Genomic DNA, 12,998 nt, shown 5'->3' with positions numbered 1-12,998 from the left:
CCAGGTGGTTAGACGGGTAGGACGAATTTGTAGCGGACCACGACCTCATCGGCCACGGTGTCCACATCGGCCCATTGCTTCTCGCCGATCTTGAACTGCAGCCGCTTCATCGTGAACTGGCCTTCCACGGTGCGCATGCCCGCGGCCTCGGTCATCGTGAACGGCGTGGTGATGTTCTGAGTGACACCCTTGATCGTGAGTGGGCCCGTGGCCTCGAACTTGTTCGCGCCGGTGGACTTCACCGACGAGGCGACGAATTTCGCCTTGGGAAACTGGGCGGTGTTGAACCAGAGCGGGCGCACCGCCTCGGTTTCGCCTTCGGGCGAGCCCATGTCGATGGACGCGAGATCCACCTCGAACTCCGCCTTCGTGGCCTCGGGCTTCTTCGGGTCGAAGGTGACGGACGCATCGAACTTCTTGAAGCGCCCTTCGACCGGAACGTTCATCTGCTTCGACACGAAGCGGATGAAGCTCTTGTCGGCGGCGACTTTCTGGGGCGCCTGGGCAAGCGCGGGTACGGCGGCCACCGCGAGGGCGGCCAGCAGGGCGAGGGTTCGGTTCATGGCTCCGGGGGACGAGGCGAGGGGACCTTCAGGAAGGGGTACATCCGGGTGAGCACATCGTCTCGGTCGACGAAGTGATGCTTCAGGCCCGCGGCGATGTGGACGACGACGAGCCCCCCGAGCGAATAGACGACGGTCTTGTGCACGAGCTTGAGAACATCCGCGAGCTCCTTGTTCTTCCCGAGCAGATCCGGAATCGGGAACATGCCGAGGTACACGGTCTGGAACCCGTTGGCGGAGCTGAACAGCCAGCCCGAGAGCGGTGCGGCGAAAAACAGCACGTAAAGAAGGACGTGGGAGACATGCGCGGCCTTGAGTTGCCAGTCGGGCATGGTACGGGGCAGGGCCGGCGCCGGATGCGTGAGCCGCCAAAGGAGGCGGAACGTGACCAGCATGAACACCGTAACCCCGATCCACTTGTGCCACGAGAAGTACTTCAACTTCTGCGGGGAGAGCGAAAGCCCCGTCATGTAGAGACCGAAGAGCAGGTTCGCGACAATCAGGGCCGCCACGATGCCGTGGAGCGCGATCGCGGTGCGGGTGTACTGGTTGGGGTTGCGCGCGTCCATCAAGCGGCAGATTCTAGCAAGCATTCAGGAGGAACCATGGGCGCGATGCGCGTCGAGAAGGATACGTTCGGACCGATCGAAGTTCCCGCGGAGCGGCTCTGGGGCGCGCAGACGCAGCGTTCGCTCGAGTTCTTTCGCATTTCCGGCGAGCGCATGCCCCTCGAAGTCATAAGGTCTCTCGTGCAGGTAAAGCGGGCGAGCGCGCTGGTCAACCGCGATTTGAAGCTTCTCGCCGCGGACAAGGCGGACGCGATCGTGAAGGCCGCCGACGAGGTGCTCGAGGGACGCTGGCCCGACGAGTTTCCGCTCGTCGTCTGGCAGACGGGCTCGGGAACGCAGAGCAACATGAACGTGAACGAGGTGCTCGCCAATCGCGCGAGCGAAATCCTGGGTGGCACGCGCGGCGAGGGCCGCAAGGTCCATCCGAACGACGACGTGAATCGCGGCCAGTCGTCCAACGATGTCTTTCCAACGGCGATGAGTGTTGCTGCCGTGGTCGCGGTACGCACGCATCTATTGCCCGCGCTGGAACGCCTCCAGGCCACACTCGCCGCCAAGGCACGGGACTTCGCGCCGATCGTGAAAATAGGCCGCACGCACCTTCAGGATGCAACACCGCTCACGCTCGGCCAGGAGTTCTCCGGCTACGCGGCGCAGCTCGCGCACGGCAAGCGGCACGTCGAAGCCTCGCTCGCGCATCTCTCGGAACTCGCGCTCGGTGGCACGGCGGTCGGCACCGGTCTCAACACGCATCCGGAGTTCGGCGCACGCGTCGCCGCCGAGCTCTCGCGGCTCAACCTGTGCGACTTCGTGACGGCGCCCAACAAGTTCGAGGCGCTCGCGGCGCACGACGCACTCGTCCACGCGCACGGCGCATTGAAGACGGTTGCCGCTTCCCTCATGAAGATCGCCAACGACGTGCGGCTTCTCGCGAGCGGCCCGCGGTCGGGTCTCGCGGAGATCACGATTCCCGAGAACGAACCGGGAAGCTCGATCATGCCGGGCAAGGTCAATCCGACGCAGTGCGAGGCGCTCACGATGGCGTGCGCGCAGGTGATGGGCAACGACGTCGCCATCAACATCGGCGGCGCGCACGGGCATCTCGAGCTCAATGTCTTCAAGCCGCTCATCGCGCACAACTTCCAGCAGAGCGTGCGGTTGCTGGGAGATGCGATGGCGAGCTTCGAGCAGCACTGCGCGCGCGGCATCGAGCCCGATCGCGAGCGGATCAGCGAGTTGCTGGAGAACTCACTGATGCTCGTGACCGCACTCGCGCCGCATATCGGCTACGACAAGGCCGCGCAGATCGCCAAGCAGGCCCATCGCGAAGGCTCGAGCCTCCGCGATGCGGCATTGGCCTCGGGGCATGTCACCGCGGCCCAATTCGACGCCTGGGTCCGTCCCGAGGACATGACCCGGCCCGGCTGAGCGTCAGGTGCAGCCGCGAAGCAGGTAGATAAGGAACAGGATCGGGATCGGCACACCGATCAGCCAAAGCAAGATGTAGCCGATCTTGCCGCCTTGCGTCTTCTGCAGGGCTTCGAGCGTCCGTTCGGAGATCAGGGGCGGCTTGAATCGCATGGTCCGTTCCTAGCTCTTTGCCGACAGGTTGTTGTTCACCGACTTCACGCCTTCGGTGGTCGTCGCGATCTGTACGGCCTTCTCGGCCTGCGACTTCGTATCGACCGTGCCGCTCAGCGTGACCACACCGTTCATCGTGTCGACGTTGACCTGCAGGCCCTTCACGTCCGGATCGGCCAGCATCGCGGACTTCACCTTCGCGGTGGTCGCGGCGTCGCCGGCGAGATTGCCTGCCGTGGAGGAGGGCTCGGCCGGTGCGTTCTTCGTCACGGGCGCCGGCGAGTTCTTGGCGAGCTTGTCCCGGTCGCAGGCGGTGACGCTGGCGCCGACGCCAAGCGCGATGAAGGTGGCGATCGTCGCCGTCATCGAGTTGCGCAGATTCATTTCAATACTCCTTGATGATTGAAGAAGCGCAGCGGGCTCGCGGCCCGCTGCTTTGTTAGCGGGGCTTGCGCGTGCCGGGCGAGGACGGGCCGCCGGGGCTGTCGCCCTCGCCGTCGTTCTCACTGGGCTCGATCGGTTCGCGCTGCTGCTTCTGGCGCTGGCCGTCGTCGCGCTTCGGGTTGCGTTCCTGTTGTTGCTCGTTCGGATCCTGCCGCTGGTCGCGATCCTCTTCCTCGATGTTCGTATCGCGAGGCTTCTGGTCGGGGTTGTCCTGTTTCGGGCGAGACATGTTCGATTCCTTTCGATCGGTGGAAACGGAATTGCTAGATGCGCCCCATCAACAGGAGCACCACGATTACCACGACCACGAGACCCAGCACGCCACTGGGGCCGTAACCCCACGACTTGCTATGCGGCCAGCTCGGGACGGCTCCGATCAACAGGAGCACGAGGATGATCAACAGGATGGTTCCAAGCGTCATGACGTTCTCCTCAAGGTTGAATGGGACAGCAATGAACGCTTCTGCAATGACCGTGCCACTACCGGTTTTCACTCTTGAGGAGCGGCGCCGCGAGCGCGTCGCGCGAACTTGGTACACATCCGTGAGAAAGATTTGCAATGCACGGCGTGCGTTGAAGCGCATAGCCCTGAAAGCGGCCTGGCACGCATCCTGCAGGTTGGTTCGTGTTGCGTTCGCATGCGAGAGGCACACATGAATCGCGAAATCGTCGTCGGGAACTGGCGGCAGCTCAAAGGCAAGATGCTCGAACACTGGGGACACTTCCTCGATGACGGCTTCATCGTCCTCGAGGGTCGCCACGAGCAATGGGCCGGCCAGATGGAGGAAGCGCGGGGTATCGCGCGCCTCGATTCGCAGCGCCGGCACCACGCGTAGGGATGAGATGAAGGAACACATCCCGCACGTGCCCCCTCCGGTCGAACCGCGCCCGCCTGACAGCGAAGCGCGACCCGACCGGCCGCCGCGCGAGCATCCCCGCGATCCGCCGCACGCGCCTCTCGATCCGCGATCGCATCCGCGGCGCGCAGCCCGCCCGCGTTGATCGTTATCCCAACAGGAGAAATCCAGATGGCTACATACAACAGCTCGACCACCACGACCCCGCCGCCGATTCCCGGCTCGGGCGGAGCGCGCATCGTCGGCGGCCAGGACGACACGTCCGGTCCCGGCCCCGAGGTGATGAGCGCATCGACACTCGAAGGCGACTCCGTCGTCAATCGCCAGGGCGAGACGCTCGGCGACATCAGCGAAATCATGATCGACGTGCGCAGCGGTACGGTGGCCTATGCCGTGCTCTCGTGCGGTGGATTCCTCGGCATCGGCGACAAGCTGTTCGCGATCCCGTTTTCCGCGCTGACTCTCGACGCCGAGCGCAAGTGCTTCGTGCTCGACATCAACAAGGAGCGGCTGGAAGCCGCTCCGGGCTTCAACAAGGACCACTGGCCGGCGTTTGCGAACATGGCTTATGCCACCGACCTGCACACCTACTACAACGTGCGCCCGTACTGGCAGCGCCCGGAAAATCTGCAGTAACGCGTGATCAGGGGCGGGCTGCGGTCCGCCCCTGGTAGAGCTGCAGGCGGTTGTAGAGCGTCTTCAGGCAGATCCCCAGCATGTCGGCGGTCTTCTGCTTGTCCCCCCGGAAGTGCGCAAGGGTCGCGAGGATCAAGTCCTTCTGCGCGCTCGCGAGCGTCGTTCCCACCGGAATCGTCAGCGCCTGGCCCGCGGCATGCAGGGTGCTCGTAGCCGGCACGACCTCCACTTCGTCAGGCCCGAGGATGTACGCGCGATGCACGGCGTTGCGAAGCTCGCGCACGTTGCCCGGCCAATCATAGGTATCGAGGATCGGCAGCGACCGGGGCGAGAGCTTCTTGTCGGTCTTCGCGTCGCGATTGAGCTGCGCGACGAAGTGCCGCGCGAGGAGCTCCACGTCGCCTTCGCGATCGCGCAGCGGCGGAACATCGATGGGGAAGACGGCGAGGCGATAGAGAAGATCCTGGCGCAACACGCCACTGCGGACCGCGTGATGCGGATCGCGATTGGTGGCGGCGACGACCCGGACGTTCACCGGAATGTCTTCGCTGCCGCCGACGCGGCGGATGCATTTCTCTTCGAGCGCGCGCAGGAGCACGGCCTGCATCGGCGCGGGCATCTCCGTGATCTCGTCGAGGAAGAGGGTGCCGCCGTCGGCCTGCTCGAAGTAGCCCGCCCGGCGCTGGTGGGCGCCGGTGAAGCTGCCGCGTTCGTGGCCGAAGAGTTCGGCTTCGAGGAGCGAAGCGGGAATGCCGCCGCAGTTGACCGCGACCAGGGGCTTGGTCGTGCGGGGGCTGTTCTCCCACACGCTGCGCGCGACGAGCTCCTTCCCGGTTCCGCTTTCGCCGACGACCAGCACGGTGGCGTCAGACGGCGCGACGTCCTCGATCTGCTTGTACATCTTCCTCATGATCGAAGAGTTACCGATCAGGGGTCCGAATCCTGGAGCATTGTTCTGTTGGCGGTCCATGGCTTTGGAATGAGTGGGGAGCATGGAGGACATCTTTACCGACGACGCTTTCCCCTTATGTCGGACATTTCTTGTAGGCACGTAGGACGGAACCCGACAACATTTGGTCGCGGCATTGGTTAGCCTCGACCTCATGGCACACGTCCTGATCGTCGAAGACGACCCCACCTCGCGCCACGCGCTCACCGAGCTCGTGAAGCTGAACGGGTTCACCGCCGCCTCCGCCGGCAGCATTCGCGAAGCGCGCATCCAGGTCGGTCGCCAACAACCCGACGTGGCCCTCATCGACCTCAAGCTTCCCGACGGTTCCGGCATGGAGCTGCTGGAAGAATTCGAGGACCTGGCGAGCACCCAGGTCGTGCTGATCACCGGCTATGCCAGCGTCGAGACGGCCGTTGCCGCGATGCGACAGGGTGCGGCCGACTACCTCATCAAGCCCGTGGACATGCAGCGGCTGGAAGCCATCCTCGAGCGTGTTTCAAAGACCGGATCACCGCGTGTCGAAATCGGTCGCCTGAAGGAAGAGCTGCAGGCGCACGGGCGGTTCGGCCGCCTTGTCGGACGCTCGCCCGCGATGCTGCGCGCCTACGAACAGATCGCCCGGGTCGCGCCCACCGAGGCCACCGTCTTCATCACCGGCGAAAGCGGAACCGGCAAGGAGGTCGTCGCGCACACGGTGCACGATCTCAGCCTCCGACGTACACAGCCTTTCCTCGCGATCAACTGCGGGGCGATCTCGCCCAACCTCATCGAGAGCGAGATGTTCGGCCACGAGCGCGGCAGCTTCACCGGCGCCGAGCGTCTACACCGCGGCTACTTCGAGCAGGCCCACGGCGGCACGCTGTTCCTGGACGAGATCTCCGAGATGCCGCTCGAGCTGCAGGTGCGCCTCCTGCGCGTGCTCGAGACGCGCACGCTCATGCGCATCGGTACCGCCGTGCCTATCGAGGTGGACGTGCGCATCATCGCCGCGACGAACCGCGACCCCCGGATCGCCGTCGAAGCCGGGCGGCTGCGCCCGGACCTCTATCACCGCCTCAACGTCTTCCCGCTCGTGATTCCGCCGCTGCGCCAACGCGAAGGCGACGTCGCGCTGCTGGCCCGTTCGTTCGTGGCCGAGCTCAACACCGATCGGGGAGGGCACTCCGAGTTGTCCTCCGAATCGCTGGCCACGCTCGAAAGCCACAACTGGCCGGGCAACGTGCGCGAGCTTCGCAACTACATCCACCGCCTCGCGATCCTGGGACGCCTTGACGCGAAGGATCCCGAGCCCTTCGAACCGATGCCCGCCAGCGAAGGCCAGCCCGGTTCGCCCGCGATCGTGCTGCCCGTCGGAACCTCGCTCGCCGCGGCCGACCGCCAGCTCATCATGACCACGCTCGACCACTGCGGCGGCGACAAGCGCCGCGCGGCCGACATGCTCGGTATCTGCGTGAAGACGCTCTACAACCGGTTGAAGGAATACGGAGGCGGACCCTCGCGTCGTTCGCAAGAGGTTTCGCAGTGAGGTGTAAGGCGTTCCGGTATCCGACGCAGGAACTGCACGAGTGCGTTGCCGACGGCGTGCCTCCCCCAGTAGGACATGGGCGGCACGGATGTTGCGGCTCACCTGTTGTCCGATCTCGCGGCACGGCCCGCAACTACTCACAGGAGATGCAAGTGATGGAAAACCAGCAGATTGCCAATTGCCTGAATGAACTCATCGAGGTATCGAAGGACGGCGAGCGCGGGTTCGTGACCTGCGCCGAGGGCGCGAAGGATGCGCAGCTCAAGGCCTACTTCGAGCAGTGCGCGCGTCGTTGTGGAGATGCCGCCCGCGTCCTGGGCGTGGAAGTCGCGCGCCTGGGCGGCAAGCCCGGCACGAGCGGCAGCGCTTCAGCCGCGCTGCACCGCGCCTGGCTCAACGTGAAGACCGCCGTCACCAGCAACGACGATCTCGCGGTGCTCGAGGAATGCGAGCGCGGCGAGGATGTCGCCATCAAGGCCTATGCGAAGTGCCTGCAGGAAAACCTGCCACCCAACGTGCGCACGATCGTCCAGTCTCAGTACCAGGGCGTCGTGCACAACCACGACAAGGTGAAGATGCTGCGCGACGAGCGTCGCCGCAAGTCCGCCTAGGCCAAACCGTTTTTGCGTGGGGTTCGAGGGGCTTTCGCCCCTCGTTTTTTTTGTCCTGCTCGCGCCGCATCAAACCGGCGGCGGGTCGGCCTGGCGCTCCCAGTTGCGATGGCGAGCCAGCGCTGCGATGAACGAGGCCGTCGTGCTCGCGAGCGCCCAGTCCTTCTTGTCCTCCTCGATGCCTGCGGCTGCGAGCAGGGTGGCGCCCGCGCCCAGGCCCGCGATCGGCTTGGCGTGGCGGAACTGGTCCTTCAGGAATTCGAGGGCCTGGCCCAGTGCCGCGAGGGCTTCCGCTCCATCGGCGCCATCGGGAATCACCACGCCGTCGAAGGTCACGGAAGGATTCGTCTCGAGCGTGCTGTCGGGATCGATGGTGCCGCCTACGCTCTTGAATGCCCCCAGTCGCGGCGCCAGCACCTTCACGACGACGCCCGACTTGGCCAGGGCCGCCTTGACTGCGTCAGTCGACCGCGCATCGGTTCCCGGCGCCACGAGCACCGCGACGCACCGACCGCGCACATCCCCGTTGCCCGGTCTCGCGCTCAACGACAGCGCGGGCGAGACCTTCACCTCGGTGCGAGGCGTCGGCGAGACTTGGGGCATCGCCTTGGGAAGTGCCACGCCCAAACCGTAGGCGACCTGCTTCGCAAGATCGTCGGACACATTGCGCAGCATGGACAAGGTGCGCTCGCGGATGGCGGGCACGGTCACCTTCGTGAGCTCGAAGCGGAAACCGCGGACGATATGGGCCTGCTCGTAAGGCTGCTGGCTGTTCCAGAAAAGCGTGGCTTGCGAATAGTGGTCGGCGAACTTCTCGGGCTTGCCGCGAACCTTGTCGCCATCCATCGGCTGCGGAAACGAGCGAAAGCCTGCGGACCCGGCCTGGAAAGGACAGCCGCCGCCCAGTGAATTGGGTTCATACGCGACGCGGCCGCGATGAATCGCCTGGCGGCCGATGCCGTCGCGTTGGTTGTTGTGGGCCTGTGCGAGGGGGGCGTTGATCGGAATCTCGTGGAAGTTGGGGCCCCCCAGGCGCGAGAGCTGCGTGTCGAAATACGAATGGATCCGGCCCGCGAGGAGCGGGTCGTTCGAGAAGTCGATGCCCGGGACGAGGTTCTGCACGCCGAAGGCGACCTGCTCGGTCTCCGCGAAGAAGTTGTCGGGATTGCGATCGAGCACCATGCGCCCCACGGGCGTCACGGGGACCAGCTCTTCGGGTACCAGCTTCGTGGCATCGAGGACGTCGAAGCTGAACTTCTCCGCCTGCGCCTCGGTGAAGACCTGCAGCCCCAGCTCCCATTCGGGGAACACACCGGCTTCGATCGATTCCCAGAGGTCGCGACGCTGGAAATCGGGATCGGCGCCCATGAGCTTCGCGCTTTCATCCCAATCCATCGAGTGCGTTCCGAACACCGGGTTCCAATGGAACTTCACGAATCGCGATTCATCCTTCGCGTTCACCAAGCGGAACGTGTGGACGCCGAAGCCCTGCATCGTCCGGAAGTTGCGGGGCAGGGCGCGGTCGGACATCGCCCACATCAGCATGTGCGTGGACTCGGGCATGAGGGATACGAAGTCCCAGAACGTGTCGTGCGCGCTGGCCGCCTGCGGCATCCCGTTGTGCGGCTCGGGCTTCACGGCATGGACGAGGTCCGGGAACTTCATCGCGTCCTGGATGAAGAACACGGGGATGTTGTTGCCGACGATGTCGAAGTTGCCCTCGTCGGTGTAGAACTTCGTCGCGAAGCCGCGCACGTCGCGCGGCGTGTCGGCCGAGCCACGCTCGCCGGCAACGGTCGAGAAGCGCACGAAGACGGGCGTACGCTTGCCCTTGGCCGAAAGGAAGGAAGCCCGCGTGACCTTCGTCTGCGGTTCGTAGCATTCGAAGTAGCCATGCGCACCCGAGCCGCGCGCATGCACGATGCGCTCGGGAATGCGCTCGTGGTCGAAGTGCGTGATCTTCTCGCGCAGGATGAAGTCTTCGAGCAGCGCCGGCCCACGCAGGCCCGCCTTCAGGGAATTCTGGTTGTCGGCGATGGGCGCGCCGAAGTTGGTCGTCAGCACCTGGCCGCCGCTATCGGTCAGGGAAGGATCAACCTTCGCCGTCGCGCCGGGTTTCTGGCGCGCGCTGCCTTCGCCAAACTCCGCGGGCTTGTTCGAGTTGTAGGGAAATGCCGCGGCAACTGCTTGCGTGGCGGCGGCCTTGCGGGCCGCGGCATCGTTCTTCGGTTTGGGGGACGCACGTCGGGCCATCGTAAGCTCCAGAGTTGTTGAAAGACACTGGAGCCATGCTAGGCACTACCGCTTGCCCGCCCTGTAGGTGCGCCACCTACGCGCGCGTAGGTGCGCACCTCAGTTCGCGATCTACCGCGTGCGTTGCCTCACCACTCGCGCGCCGGCGCTGCCCACCAGCAGCATCAGCAGGATCAGCATCCACTGCGAGAGCGTCGGAACCGCGGTTACCGTGCCGGGTGCGCCGGGCACCCCTGGCCCACCCTGGTCGACGATCGTGCCGTTGGCGGCGAGATCGTCATCACCCAACCCGCCATCTGTGATCGTGAACGTCGCGGTGTTGCCGACGATCGTCGCGGGCAGCGTGTACCAGTGCGGCGCCGTGTTGCTCGCCGTCGGGCCGTACTTCCAATAGCTCGTGCCGGCGGGAAGCGCCGCCGGATACGTGATCGTGAAGATCAACGTCGCACCCGGCGTGCATGCCGTCGTCCTGAAATCGAACAGGCCATGCGGGAAGGTCGTGCTGCCCGGCGCGGTCGGCGGAATCGGGGCCGCCCCTGGAGGTGCGCCGATGAATTGCGGTGTCGCGTAACCGCAGGTCGCGCCGCCGCCGGTGAACGACGCCGTGATTGTTCCCGTCCCGGTTGCAGAAGGACCGCTGTAAGTCGTCATGCCCGGCGCGAACGGCGTGACGCTCGCCGTGGCCGATGCCGGCCCCGTGCCCTGGGAATTCGTCGCGGTGACCGAGCAGTTGTAGAGCGTCCCGTTGGTGAGTCCCGTGACGACGAGCGGTGAAGCAGCGCCGTTCGCGCTGAACGCACCGCAAGTCGCGGTGTAGCCGGTGATCGGCGAACCGCCGTTCGACGCGGGTGCGGTGAAGGCAACCGTCGCCTGTCCGTTGCCCGGTGTGACCGCGCCAATCGTCGGTGCGCCCGGAACGTTCGCGGGTGTCACGGCGATGGTGGCGGACGCCGGCCCCGTGCCAATGGCGTTCGTCGCCGTCACCGAGCAGGTGTACGGCGTGCCGTTGGCCAGACCCGCGACAGTGATGGGGGAGGCTGCGCCGGAATTGCCGAAAGGCCCGGGCGTACAGGTCACCGTGTAAGCCGTGATCGGCGCGCCACCGTTGGACGCGGGCGGCGTGAACGCAATCGTCGCCGTTCCGTTTCCGGGTGTCGCCGTGCCGATGACCGGCGCGCCGGGAAGACCTGCCGCGGTCAGCGTGACGTCATTGCCGCTGCCGGCGTAGCTCACGTAGAACTGGGTAGCGCCGACCGTGAGGATCGACCCCTCGGGCAATCCTGCGAACGTGCCCGTCACCGCATCCGCGCCATCGTTGTTGATGATCGTGAAGACCTGTCCGAGCACCGGCGTGAAGCCCAGCGTCACAGTCAACGTCGCGCCGCCGAGTGCGGCCGTGCCCGTCACCGAGACCTGGTCGTGCTGCGTCCCGGGCGTGGGGCCATTGAGATCGACCTGCAGCGTCGAGCCCGCGGCGAGCGTGAGGTTGCCCGTCCGGAGATTGCCGATGGCCGCACCCGGCGCGAGCGTTCCGCCGCCGGCGACGTTGGTCGCGCCGACGACTCCGCCGCCCGTAAGAACGGCGCCCGAAGCGACCGACACTGGCGAGACGATCGAGCCGTTCACGATGAGGCTGCCGGCCGAAACGTTCGTGGCGCCGCTGTAGGTGCTCGTGCCGGCGAGCAGAAGGCTGCTGGCGCCCGCCTTGGTGAGACCGCCGGGCCCTCCGATCGAGCCGAAGAAAGTCGCCGTGTTGCCGTTGCTGTCGACCGTGCCGCCGGCCGCGCCGAGACTGATCGTGGGTTGCGTGAACGCGATGGCGACATCGTTGATTCGAAGCGTGCCGCCGGTGAACGTCGGCGTGCCGCCGGTGCAGTCCAATGCGGCCGCGGTATTGGCCACGAAGGTCGCGCCCGCGGAGAGCAGCGCCAGGGCATCGGCACTGGAGCAGAGGCCCGGGTAATACGGCGAGAGGCCGGTGGCGTAGGTCGCGCCCGCGACGGCCGTGAGCAGGCCCGTGACGGGATCGACCGAAAAGAGCTGCACGAGGTTCGAGGGGCTGCCCTCGGTCACGTACAAGGATCGCCCGTCGGGGCTGAGGGCCATTCCGGTTGGCGCGTTGCCCGCGATCGGCACGTTGTTCTGGATGACCGTATTGGTCGTGGTGTCGAAGACGTCGATCGCGTTCTGGTTGTTGACGGCCGTGTACATGCGGGTCCCATCGGCGCTGAAAACGGGACTGAAGTTGTTGCCGGAGATCGCGAAGCTTGTCAGGAGGGTGTTGGTGGCGAGATCGATGACGAAGATCTGGGCTGTCGTCGACGGAACGTACGCGCGCGTGCCGTCGGGAGTGACGGCCATGTCCGTAAGCTGGCCGCCGGTATTGATCGTCGCGATGATGGCGTTGGTCGCGGTATCGATGACAGCGACGCTTCCGTTGCTGCCGCCATTGCCCTGGTTGGCGACGATCAGCCGCGATCCGTCAGGCGTGAACTTCAGGAAGCGAGGCATCGTGCCCGCACCCATCGCGATCGTCGCGACCGGTGTCAGCTGCCCGGTCAGCGAATCGGCGTTGAACGCGGACACCGAGTTACCCGTTCCCGCGTTGCTGTTGTTCGCCACGTAAACCCGCTGCCCGTTGGGGCTGATGGCCACCCCGCGCGGCCCATCGCCCGTCGCGTAGGTCTGCACTGCGTTGGTCGCCGTGTTGATGAGTGCCACCTGGTCGGTGCCGACCAGGGCCACGTACGCGAAGGCCTGGTCCCCGCGCATCAAAGCCTGGGCGGGGTTCGTGCCGCCGCCGATGGGAATGGTGGTGGCCGGCCCGAGGGTGCCATCGGCATTCAGGGTGAAGGACGCGACCGAGCCACTGCTGCCGGCGGGGACGTAGAGGCGCAAGCCTTGTTGCGCCAGCGCGCTGGCAGCGGCAAGCGTCAGCATGGCTGCGAGGGTGGCCGTGCGCGCGAACGATCGAATTCTCATGTGCCCTCCCTGGGCATTTTTTTTG

General features: G+C 65.6%; 14 protein-coding genes. 5 read left to right on the top strand and 9 right to left on the bottom strand.

The window, feature by feature from the left end; all coding sequences use genetic code 11:
* Positions 1-8: 8 nt before the first annotated feature.
* Both DSM104440_RS09965 and DSM104440_RS09960 read right to left on the bottom strand, forming a co-directional pair.
* Positions 9-563 (bottom strand): YceI family protein, encoded by a 555-nt coding sequence (locus DSM104440_RS09965; RefSeq protein WP_171162177.1) that lies wholly within the window; start codon positions 561-563, stop codon positions 9-11.
* The gene (locus DSM104440_RS09960) at positions 560-1,156 is read right to left on the bottom strand and encodes a cytochrome b (RefSeq protein ID WP_246211966.1); all 597 of its coding nucleotides are present in this window, start codon (positions 1,154-1,156) and stop codon (positions 560-562) included. Before DSM104440_RS09960 ends, DSM104440_RS09965 begins: the two co-directional genes overlap by 4 nt.
* A 12-nt stretch (positions 1,157-1,168) precedes the next feature.
* Between DSM104440_RS09960 and fumC the strand changes: the two genes are divergently transcribed.
* Positions 1,169-2,560 (top strand): class II fumarate hydratase, encoded by a 1,392-nt coding sequence (gene fumC / locus DSM104440_RS09955; RefSeq protein ID WP_171162175.1) that lies wholly within the window; start codon positions 1,169-1,171, stop codon positions 2,558-2,560.
* A gap of 3 nt (positions 2,561-2,563) precedes the next feature.
* On the opposite strand, the gene DSM104440_RS09950 is transcribed toward fumC, so the two are convergent.
* Genes DSM104440_RS09950 through DSM104440_RS09935 form a run of 4 tightly spaced genes read right to left on the bottom strand, consistent with a single transcriptional unit; the run spans position 2,564 to position 3,579 of the window.
* Positions 2,564-2,713 (bottom strand): hypothetical protein, encoded by a 150-nt coding sequence (locus DSM104440_RS09950; protein ID WP_171162173.1) that lies wholly within the window; start codon positions 2,711-2,713, stop codon positions 2,564-2,566.
* A 9-nt stretch (positions 2,714-2,722) separates the two neighbouring features.
* Positions 2,723-3,097, bottom strand: coding sequence for a BON domain-containing protein (locus tag DSM104440_RS09945; protein WP_171162171.1), 375 nt, complete (start codon positions 3,095-3,097; stop codon positions 2,723-2,725).
* 55 nt (positions 3,098-3,152) lie between these two features.
* Entirely contained in the window at positions 3,153-3,386 is a 234-nt protein-coding gene (locus tag DSM104440_RS09940; RefSeq protein ID WP_171162169.1) for a hypothetical protein, read from the bottom strand.
* A gap of 34 nt (positions 3,387-3,420) precedes the next feature.
* A complete protein-coding gene (locus tag DSM104440_RS09935; protein WP_171162167.1) occupies positions 3,421-3,579 on the bottom strand; it encodes a DUF3309 family protein in 159 nt (52 codons plus the stop codon).
* Positions 3,580-3,810: 231 nt separating this feature from the next.
* Here DSM104440_RS09935 and DSM104440_RS09930 point away from each other — a divergent pair, with 231 nt between their 5' ends.
* Both DSM104440_RS09930 and DSM104440_RS09925 read left to right on the top strand, forming a co-directional pair.
* Positions 3,811-3,993, top strand: a complete 183-nt coding sequence (locus DSM104440_RS09930) for a CsbD family protein (protein WP_171162165.1) — start codon at positions 3,811-3,813, stop codon at positions 3,991-3,993.
* 192 nt (positions 3,994-4,185) lie between these two features.
* Positions 4,186-4,650 (top strand): PRC-barrel domain-containing protein, encoded by a 465-nt coding sequence (locus DSM104440_RS09925; RefSeq protein WP_171162163.1) that lies wholly within the window; start codon positions 4,186-4,188, stop codon positions 4,648-4,650.
* A gap of 7 nt (positions 4,651-4,657) precedes the next feature.
* On the opposite strand, the gene DSM104440_RS09920 is transcribed toward DSM104440_RS09925, so the two are convergent.
* The gene (locus tag DSM104440_RS09920; protein WP_212758018.1) at positions 4,658-5,560 is read right to left on the bottom strand and encodes a sigma-54 interaction domain-containing protein; all 903 of its coding nucleotides are present in this window, start codon (positions 5,558-5,560) and stop codon (positions 4,658-4,660) included.
* A gap of 193 nt (positions 5,561-5,753) precedes the next feature.
* Here DSM104440_RS09920 and DSM104440_RS09915 point away from each other — a divergent pair, with 193 nt between their 5' ends.
* Both DSM104440_RS09915 and DSM104440_RS09910 read left to right on the top strand, forming a co-directional pair.
* Complete coding sequence (locus DSM104440_RS09915; RefSeq protein ID WP_171162159.1) at positions 5,754-7,127, top strand: sigma-54-dependent transcriptional regulator; 1,374 nt, start codon at positions 5,754-5,756, stop codon at positions 7,125-7,127.
* A 155-nt stretch (positions 7,128-7,282) separates the two neighbouring features.
* Positions 7,283-7,738, top strand: a complete 456-nt coding sequence (locus DSM104440_RS09910; RefSeq protein WP_171162156.1) for a PA2169 family four-helix-bundle protein — start codon at positions 7,283-7,285, stop codon at positions 7,736-7,738.
* A 69-nt stretch (positions 7,739-7,807) separates the two neighbouring features.
* Here DSM104440_RS09910 and DSM104440_RS09905 read toward each other — a convergent pair whose 3' ends face one another.
* Positions 7,808-9,991 (bottom strand): catalase, encoded by a 2,184-nt coding sequence (locus tag DSM104440_RS09905; RefSeq protein ID WP_171162154.1) that lies wholly within the window; start codon positions 9,989-9,991, stop codon positions 7,808-7,810.
* Positions 9,992-10,102: 111 nt separating this feature from the next.
* A complete protein-coding gene (locus DSM104440_RS09900) occupies positions 10,103-12,973 on the bottom strand; it encodes an IPTL-CTERM sorting domain-containing protein (protein WP_171162152.1) in 2,871 nt (956 codons plus the stop codon).
* Between the last annotated feature and the right edge of the window lie 25 nt (positions 12,974-12,998).

This window comes from Usitatibacter palustris, from assembly GCF_013003985.1.
Taxonomy (GTDB): Bacteria; Pseudomonadota; Gammaproteobacteria; order Burkholderiales; family Usitatibacteraceae; genus Usitatibacter; species Usitatibacter palustris.
This window is presented reverse-complemented; position numbering and strand designations above follow the sequence as displayed.